The organism is Exiguobacterium sp. A1_3_1, assembly GCF_048985645.1.
GTDB lineage: Bacteria > Bacillota > Bacilli > Exiguobacteriales > Exiguobacteriaceae > Exiguobacterium_A > Exiguobacterium_A indicum.
Genome location: NZ_WBYY01000175.1, coordinates 1 through 6,731 on the forward strand (window position 1 = coordinate 1; position 6,731 = coordinate 6,731).

At 48.7% G+C, this 6,731-nt stretch carries 7 protein-coding genes; 6 read left to right on the forward strand and 1 reads right to left on the reverse strand.

Annotated features, from left to right (window positions below):
- Nucleotides 1-1,683, forward strand: a 1,683-nt coding sequence (locus F8N00_RS15065; RefSeq protein ID WP_421018498.1) for a 5'-nucleotidase C-terminal domain-containing protein, incomplete at its 5' end; no start/stop codon positions are given.
- A gap of 38 nt (nt 1,684-1,721) precedes the next feature.
- Here F8N00_RS15065 and F8N00_RS15070 read toward each other — a convergent pair.
- Nucleotides 1,722-2,603: a LysR family transcriptional regulator gene (locus tag F8N00_RS15070; RefSeq protein ID WP_336449306.1), complete on the reverse strand. Its 882-nt coding sequence runs from the start codon at nt 2,601-2,603 to the stop codon at nt 1,722-1,724.
- A gap of 100 nt (nt 2,604-2,703) precedes the next feature.
- Between F8N00_RS15070 and F8N00_RS15075 the strand changes: the two genes are divergently transcribed.
- The 5 genes from F8N00_RS15075 (at nt 2,704) to F8N00_RS15095 (ending at nt 6,426) form a co-directional block, all read left to right on the forward strand.
- A complete protein-coding gene (locus tag F8N00_RS15075; protein ID WP_336449307.1) occupies nt 2,704-3,723 on the forward strand; it encodes a 2-dehydropantoate 2-reductase in 1,020 nt (339 codons plus the stop codon).
- Between the two features lie 13 nt (nt 3,724-3,736).
- Nucleotides 3,737-4,474, forward strand: a complete 738-nt coding sequence (locus F8N00_RS15080) for an acetoacetate decarboxylase (protein WP_336449308.1) — start codon at nt 3,737-3,739, stop codon at nt 4,472-4,474.
- A 90-nt stretch (nt 4,475-4,564) separates the two neighbouring features.
- A complete protein-coding gene (locus F8N00_RS15085) occupies nt 4,565-5,083 on the forward strand; it encodes a GrpB family protein (protein ID WP_336449309.1) in 519 nt (172 codons plus the stop codon).
- Nucleotides 5,076-5,522, forward strand: coding sequence for a DinB family protein (locus tag F8N00_RS15090; protein ID WP_336449310.1), 447 nt, complete (start codon nt 5,076-5,078; stop codon nt 5,520-5,522). Before F8N00_RS15085 ends, F8N00_RS15090 begins: the two co-directional genes overlap by 8 nt.
- A gap of 19 nt (nt 5,523-5,541) precedes the next feature.
- Nucleotides 5,542-6,426: an alpha/beta hydrolase gene (locus F8N00_RS15095; protein ID WP_336449311.1), complete on the forward strand. Its 885-nt coding sequence runs from the start codon at nt 5,542-5,544 to the stop codon at nt 6,424-6,426.
- The last annotated feature ends 305 nt before the right edge of the window (nt 6,427-6,731 follow it).

Genomic DNA, 6,731 nt, shown 5'->3' on the forward strand with positions numbered 1-6,731 from the left:
CTAGCGGACGTGACGAAAGATACGACAGCAGATGCCGGTGCTGTCAAGTTGATCGAAAAAGCACATGAAGGAACGCTCGCTTACATTCGTCAAGAAGTCGGGTCGATCAATGATGATATCCAGAGCTTCTTCGCTCTCGCGCAAGACGATGATTCCGTTCAGTTCGTAACGAACGCTCAAAAATGGTATGTCGAGAAACAACTCAAAGAAAATGCCGATCTTGCGAAATATAAAGATCTCCCGTTGTTGTCAGCTGGTGCACCATTCAAGACAGGTGGTCGTAACCAAGTCAACGCGTCCGATTACACGTTGATCAAAAAAGGACCAATCGCACTCAAGAACGTCGCCGATCTTTATGTTTATCCGAATACACTCGAAGTCGTCAAAGTAACAGGTGCTGACGTCAAAGACTGGCTCGAGATGTCTGCGGGGCAATTCAACCAAGTCGGCGGTGAGCAAACGAACTTGTTGAACAAAGATTTCCGTAGCTACAACTTCGATATCCTCGACGGATTGACGTATGAAATTGATATCACAAAACCAGCGAAGTTTGACTATAACGGTGTCGTCGTCAATAAAGACGCAAACCGTGTTCAAAACATCAAGTATCAAGGCAAAGCGATCGCAGACGATCAAGAATTCCTTGTCGCTACAAACAACTACCGCGCAGGCAGTGCGACGTTCCCAGGTCTTGGTGGCGGAAAGAATATTGTCTACAAATCGGCCTACGAAACACGTAACGTCATTTCGGACTTCATCAAAGCGAAACAACCGGTTGATTATAAAGCCGATGACAACTGGTCACTCGTCGCAAGCAAACCGATGACGGTCAGCTTTGATTCAGCGGTTGCAGCTGCGCCGTACGTCAAGCGGTATGAAGGCATCACGAACACAGGTGAAACACGTCCAGGTGAGACAGGTACGTTCCTTAAATTCAATATGAACGTGCCGATGAAAAACTTCACGGTCTCGGCAAAAGCAGTTAAACCAGGTGCGAAAGTCGTTACTGGTCAAGCCGTTCCAGGTGCGAAAGTCACGGTTAAACTCGGCGAAAAAGTCCTTGGTACAGCAACAGCAAACGAAGCGGGTCAATACGAAGTCGTGACACGTCCGCTCAAATTGCGTGACAAGTTGACGATCGTCTCTGAACTCAGCTTCATGAAGACAGAAACGAACGTCACAGTCGGAACAGGTGTCGTTGCGACACCAGCGATCGATAAAAAGTCAGCAGTCTACGGTTCAACGGTCCTCCGCGGTAAAGCAACGGAAGGTCTTGACGTGACGCTCTATAAAGGATCAACGAAAATCGCAAAAGCGAAAACGACGGTAAGCGGCTTCAAGATTGCGGTCAAGAAGGGTCTAACGACAGGCACGTACACGGTCAAGTCGACAGATATCTCGAACAAGATCACGAAAAAAGCGTCGTTCACGATCAAGAACACGTATCCGGTCAAAAAATGGTCAGGCAAAAAGACGTTGACAGGTAAAGTCGAAAAACGACAAATCGTCCGCCTCTACCAAAAAACAGAAGCTGGTTATCAATTGATCGCTCAAGACGTGGCGGATCAGCACGGGAACTATGTCTTGAAGATGCGTAAGGCATTGACGAACGGCTCGTACAAACTCAACATCTATACAGCGAAAGATCATCTTGATCAGTCACGTTACTTCATCACGAAGTAACATCTCACTCGGATGTCTGCATATGCAGGCATCCGTTTTTATTTGATTAGATACGTGCGTTGTGAGAGCAGAAACCGTTTAATGCGTTCGTAGATGGTTGCTTGCTCGACTGTTAATTGATCCGTCGCGTGAGACATGTAGAGTTGTGACGTAACGGTAAACACATCGTCTGTGATGAAGGGAAGTCCCATCTCGCGACAGACGGAGACAGGAACGAAGCTGAAATAGCGTTGTTGGCGTAAGGCGAGTTGCAGTGAGACGTCATCAATATAGTGCGAGGTATCGGCATAGATGTTTAGTTCCGCCATCTTCAATTGGATGAAGCGGTTGTAGTCCTTATTGTGGGAGGGAAACAAAAAGGCAGTCTCCGTTGCATCCGTATAGAGCGCCGTGATCGCTTCTTTCTCTGAATAAGAAGCAGGATAGGTGATGACAATCTCCTCTTCCACGATCGGTTCACTCGTAATGAGCGGATGTTTGAGTTCCATGAAGCTGATCGAGAAATGGAATTCTTGATGAAGCAGACCGCTTAAAATGTCGCGGTTCGAGAGGATATCCGAATTGAACAAGGGCGCCGTCTGCGGCAGGAGAAATTCTCGTAGAATCAATTGGATGAAACGACCATGCGAACTGGCAAGACTGAGTGTCGTTTCAGAAGAGGCATCATTTCGTATCATTCTTTCCTGGACCCGTGTCAGCTCGTGTTCGATTTTTTCGACTGATTGTAGCAGAAGTCGTCCATTGTCGGTCAAGCTGATCGTTCTACCTTTTCGATGAAACAACGTCGTGTTCAATTCACGTTCCAGTTTTTTGATCGTCGCACTGAGGGCGGGTTGGCTGATGAATAATCGTTCGGCAGCACGCGTCACGTTCAATTCCTCCGCGACGTGACGAAAATAATTCAAATGTAAGAGTTCCATGATATCCTCCTGACATAAGCTATAGGTTATTAAAATATATAAATATATATATTTCTGTTTATGATGAAACCAGTATATCGTAATACCAGAGGTGATAGAAATGAAAATCGGAATTTACGGAGCAGGATCACTAGGAACCATCATGGGAGCTTACTTGAGTCAACAGTATGCGGATGTCGATCTGATCGATACGAATCGCGCACATATCGAAGCGCTAAACACAACAGGCGCGCATGTTATTGGACCAGATTTGACGCAAGCGGTCCATGCGATGCATCCGGATGACATCACGGAGATGTACGATATCGTATTGTTGCTGACGAAGCAGGTCTACAATGAACCGGTTCTGGCGAAAGTCCGGACGATCTTGAAGGAAGACGGGATTCTCGTCTCCTTGCAAAACGGTGTACCGGAAGAATTCATTCAACAACAGATTCCACGCGAACGTATCATTGCGGGATCCGTCGAGTTCGGAGCGACGTACGTCGGACCAGGTGAGTCACGTCTGACATCGGATTACGAGCACTTCAAGACATATGCGATGCAAATCGGTGAACTGAACGGGAAGAAGACGAACCGGATCATTCACTTGAAGGAAATCCTTGATCACATCGGTGGAACGGAAATCTCTGATAATCTACCGGGAACGAAATGGTCAAAACTCGTCATTAATAGTACGTTCAGTGGGTTATCCGCTGCGTGTAACGGTACGTATGGCGACGTTCTCGATCATCCGATCTTGTTACGGGCAGCGATTCATACGATGCAGGAAGTCGTTGAAGTCGGTCACGCCCACGGCATCACATTCGCGCCGATGAGTACGTTTGAGCCGGCAGCCTACGCAACACTAGACGATATCGATGAAAAATTGAGCACCGTGCCACAATTGATGCACGGGTCGCGTGACTTAGAGGCGAGCATGTTGCAGGACTTACAAAAAGGGCAACCGACCGAAATTCGTTTCATCAATGGGATCGTCACGATGTATGGCAACACGTACGATATCAAAACACCATTCAACTCACTCATTCAAGAAATCGTCGAAGAAGCCCAAGCAGCGAAGACGGTTCCGGATTTTGAAACAAGTGTCGCACGCTTTGCCGCATTGTTAAACGCATAAAGGAGGGATTCAGATGAGACAGGAAGATGTAAAAAATATCGTCGCGACACCGATCAATGCACCGGTCTTTCCAGCGGTCGATATCTTCTTTCGGAATCGGGAATACTTGAACATCATCTATGAGACGGACATCGAAGCCTTACAAGCAGTCGTTCCGAAACCGCTCGAGGTGCTGAGTAATCAGATCAAGTTTGAGATCATCAATATGCCGGATAGCACGGGTCTTGGGAGTTATCTCGAGTGCGGGCAAGTCATTCCGGTTCGGTATCAAGGCGAGGTCGGTGAGTTTTATCTCTCAATGTATGTCAACAATCAGCCGGCGATCGCCTCTGGTCGTGAAGTAGCTGCGTTTCCAAAGAAGTATGGTTCACCCCGGCTCTATCTCGACAATGATGTACTCGTTGGAACGCTTGACTATCATTCACTTCGTGTCGCCCAAGCGACGATGGGATACAAGTATGTTCCGATGGCGGTCGAAGAAGCACAATCGATCATCGGTGCGCCGCAGTTCATGCTCAAACAGCATCGCGGTTATCAAGGCGAGTTGATCATCTCCGAACTGACGCGGAGTCAAATCACGGATCTTGAGATTAAAGAAGCATACCGTGGACCGGCGCGACTTCAGTTATTCGAACATGTCATGGCACCACTCGCTGACTTCCCTGTTCGGAAGATCGTCGATGCCCAGCATATCATCGCTGATCTTCGACTTGGTGGACCTGCGAAACTGTATGATTATTTAACGGATTAACGACGCTCTAACATTAACGACCTCCAAAATGGATGGTCGTTTTGTTTTACCCCAAAAACTGGCATACTGAATTGAGAGGGGGAAACGACTATGCGACAAGTCATTGTGTTACCGTATCAATCAGAATGGGCGAACGAATACGCACGAGAAGCGGACCGGTTACGAGACGTGTTCGGAGCACGTCTTAAGCAGATCCATCATATGGGGAGCACATCAGTTCCAGGACTCGCAGCAAAACCGATCATCGATATCCTACCCGTCGTCGATGCGCTCGAGGGGATCGAGCAGTTCGATGCACAGATGGAAGCAATCGGTTACGAAGCGAAAGGTGAATTCGGGATGCCGGGGCGTCGGTACTACCGAAAAGGTGGCGACGAACGGACGCATCATATTCATCTCTATGCGGCGGGAAATCGAGAAATCATGCGTCATCTTGTCTTTCGGGATTACTTACGTACCCATCCAGAAGAAGCCGCCGCTTACGGAGCATTAAAGCAACAATTAGCGGCGACATATCCGCTTGATATCGAAGCCTATATCGCCGGCAAGGATGCGTTCGTCAAGGAACTCGAACAACGTGCGATTGCTTGGGGGAATGCGCATGACTGACTGGGAACATGCCCTCATCCGCCATGTCGGCGTTGGTGTGAAGACGTCGAAAGCATTATTTGAGAAGATCGAGGTGCAGGATTGGGACGCGCGACCAATCCCCGGGAAACGGACCGTCGGTGAAGTCGCTGTCCATCTCGCTGTATTGCTCGAAGCCGATTTGTTGCTGGCAGAGGGGGCGACGGCTGAAGCAATGCAGGCGTTTTATGCGACACCGGTTCCGCGCGATCAGTTAAATGAGCGAATCAATCGTGCGTTTACTGTCTATCAAGAAAAAGTCACGACCGGATTTACGACGCGTCCGACGTACTGGGGAGTTACCGACTCGATGAATGGCTGGGCAATCGAGGCAGCCGTACATCTCTATCATCATCGATCCCAGTTATATGATTACTTGAACATCCTTGGGTATGAGCTAGAGATCTCGTTATTTGAATGAATGGAAGTAGGGGTAGTGTATGGAATATATCGTTGAAACGTCAGCCGGTCGCTTTGATACCCGACTGACAGGAAGTGGGGACGTCACCTTCGTCCTCGATCACGGGATGATGTCGAATCGGCACCAGTGGGGCTGGTTACGGACTGAATTATTGAAACGGGGACGGGTCTTTGAATATTCGCGTCTCGGATATGGGCGGTCGAGTCGTGGCAAAAACAAACGACTCTTTACGCACCAAGCGGATGAGTTAGCAGATGTTTTACGGATATTAAACATCAAAGGACCGTATGTCTTCATCGGGCACTCGCTCGGCGCCTATATCTCGCTCGCAAGTGGACGACTGTTTGCAGACGAGACACGCGGTATCGTCTTGCTCGATCCGTCGCACCCGGATGTCGATGCAGCATTACCGAACTGGTACGAACGAACACAAGAAGAGTGGAATCGATTCCTCTATTTCCTTAGTCACGTCCGACCAATCGCCTGGATGATTCCTGACCGACTGGGCAAAAAGATGTTTAGTGTCTTACCGGAAGCTGATCAATTACCGATGTGGCGGCATTTTGCGGCACCTGGACATTGGCGGGGAACGCTCGACGAATGGCAAACGGTCGAGGAGAACAATCAGATGATTCTATCGTTGCTTGAAGACGTGACACAGCCGGTTCTCGTCCTGTCTGCTTCGAACTGGGCAGGGGGCATGCCGGAAAGTTGGTTGAACCCAGCATTGACCGAACAAATCAATACGGCTCACGCTGCGTTCGCCGACAGTTTACCGAACGGGATGTATCACGTGATTGCGGACACGAATCATTACACGATTGCCGGGTTTTCACACGAGGCGGCAGAGCGGATAACGGATTTGATCGGGACAACATGGGATTTACCGATTCAAAGTCAGTAGTAAGATTACGCTTTTTCGTTTCGCTCGAATTATTTTCCTGGCACAAGCATCGCGCCGCTTCACTTCGTTGCAGGGTCGCTCCTGCTTGTATTTCCTAGGAAGCGATTCCGAGCGAAAAAACGTTTTTTTCTTAACTGACGGAGCTGACTTTAAAGTCAGTATCTACAAAGAATGACGCGTCACACGCCACTCCTACAGAAAAAGCGCATTATGTGCTGTCAGAGACAAACAAGACCCGCTTTCCTACTTGAGGGAAGCAGGAAGACTGGCTTGTGTCTCGCCTGAGGAAAGGGCGTGAGTAGATG